The following is a 1814-nucleotide window of genomic DNA, read 5'->3' on the forward strand; positions in this document are numbered from 1 at the left end:
GGATGGCGAAGGATTATCGGCCGGTTGATCGCGATCAGGTGTTCTTGTTGCCGCCGGATATGCGTGAGTGGGTGCCCGAGTCCGATCCGGTGTGGCTGGTGATCGCGATGGTCGAGCGTCTGGATACCTCGAGCGTGCATGGGCTGCGTCGCACGGGCGGGGTGGGCCGGCGTGGCTATGACCCGGACATGTTGCTGACGTTGCTGATCTGGGCGTGGGCCAATGGCCGGCGATCCTCACGCACGATCGAGCGGCTCTGTCACCGGGATCTGTCGTTCCGGATCATCTGTGCCGGTGATGTGCCTGATCATGTGACGATCTCCCGGTTCCGTGCGCAGGCGGCGCCGGTGATGGCCGAGTTGTTCACCCAGACTCTGATCGCGTGTGCCGAGCTGGGGATGGGGCGGCTGGGGGTGGTGGCTCTCGATGGCACCAAGATCTCCTCCGATGCCTGCCCTAAGGGCAATCGTTCCGAGGCTGGGCTGGCCAAGGCCCGTGATCAGGAACTGGCGCGGCTACGGACCGAGCTCGAAGATGTTGCCGCACAAGCCGATACTGAACACGAACGCAACGACGCCGAAGAAGATGACGACGATCACGTGCCGCCGCAGGCGCTGGGATCGGACCGGCTGCGCCGTATCGATGAGGCGCTGGCGGTTGCGCGCGCCGACAATGCTGCGGCGGCAGCCCAACAGCCCACCCAGACCCGCGCCCAGCTGGATCTGGCGCGTGCGCTCAAGGCACGCGAGGATGCCGAGCGGGCCGATCAGCAGTGGCTGCGTGACTTCGACGCCGGGATCAAGAGGTCCAGGAAAGGGCGGATCGGTGTGCGTGCGGTGGTCGCCGAACGCCGTCTGCAGCAGGTGCGCCGCGCCCATCAGGACCTCATCGACAAGCATGTGCCGGGCACGTCCGGGATCATGCCCCGCCCGATCGACGAGGCGACCGTGGTCGTCCGAGCCCAGAAACGGCTGGACAAGGCCGCCGCCGAGGTGGCCCGCCACCGGCAGGCAGTCACCGCCAGGATCAGTGAACTCGAACAGGCGGTGACCGCCGAGACCAGCCGCGCCCGGAGGAAGCCGCACAGGGCCAATACCGACTGCCGCCGCAACATCACCGATCCGCAATCGCGGGCGATCCCCAAACGCGGCGGCGGCTGGATCCAGGGCTACAACTGCCAGGCCGTGGTCACCGCGGACGGCCTGATCATGGCCACCGACGTCACCAACGAGCCCATCGATACCCCGCACCTGATCCCGATGATGACCGCAGCCACCGCCGCCGCAGAGACGATCAACGCCCACCGGCCGGCACCCTGGGCCACCGCGCCGATCGGGATACTGCTCGCCGACGCCGGCTACCACAGTGAACGCAACCTCACCGCCGACGGCTGTGACCGGCTCATACCCAGCACCAAGAGCCATAAACTCCAGCAAAGCCGTGACGAACGGGTCCAGGCGGGCCTGCCGCTACCGCCAGAACCCGACCGCGCCAGCGAACCGATCGAGCACATGAGCTGGCGACTACAAACCGACGAAGGACACGCCCTCTACAGTCAGCGAAGCCACATCGCCGAAACCCCATTCGGACACGCCAAACACAACCTCGGCTTCACCCGATTCACCGGCCGAGGACTCCTCCGAGCCAAGGGCGAGTTCGCCTTCCACGCCATAGTCCACAACATCATCAAAGCCATCGGGACCGGCCACCTAACCCCTACCTGACCAGGCCGAGCCTGCGGCCTGGCCCGGGCCCGGGCCCGCCACAGCGGCCCCATCAGCGCGCCCCGTCAGAACGAAATCGAAACAGCCCGA

General features: G+C 66.8%; 1 protein-coding gene. It reads left to right on the forward strand.

Features of this window, described 5'->3' with window-relative positions; genetic code table 11:
- Positions 1 to 2: 2 nt before the first annotated feature.
- Positions 3 to 1724 carry a transposase gene (locus ABD732_RS18515; protein WP_344786278.1) on the forward strand — a complete coding sequence of 574 codons (1722 nt, stop codon included), beginning with the start codon at positions 3 to 5 and terminating at the stop codon, positions 1722 to 1724.
- The last annotated feature ends 90 nt before the right edge of the window (positions 1725 to 1814 follow it).

Origin of the sequence: Gordonia caeni (assembly GCF_039537105.1) — a bacterium.
Lineage (GTDB): Bacteria > Actinomycetota > Actinomycetes > Mycobacteriales > Mycobacteriaceae > Gordonia > Gordonia caeni.

What these genes read in the sequence shown, in the direction of transcription:
- ABD732_RS18515 (WP_344786278.1), top strand. Translation starts at nt 3, where the DNA reads ATGGCGAAGGATTATCGGCCGGTTGATCGCGATCAGGTGTTCTTGTTG.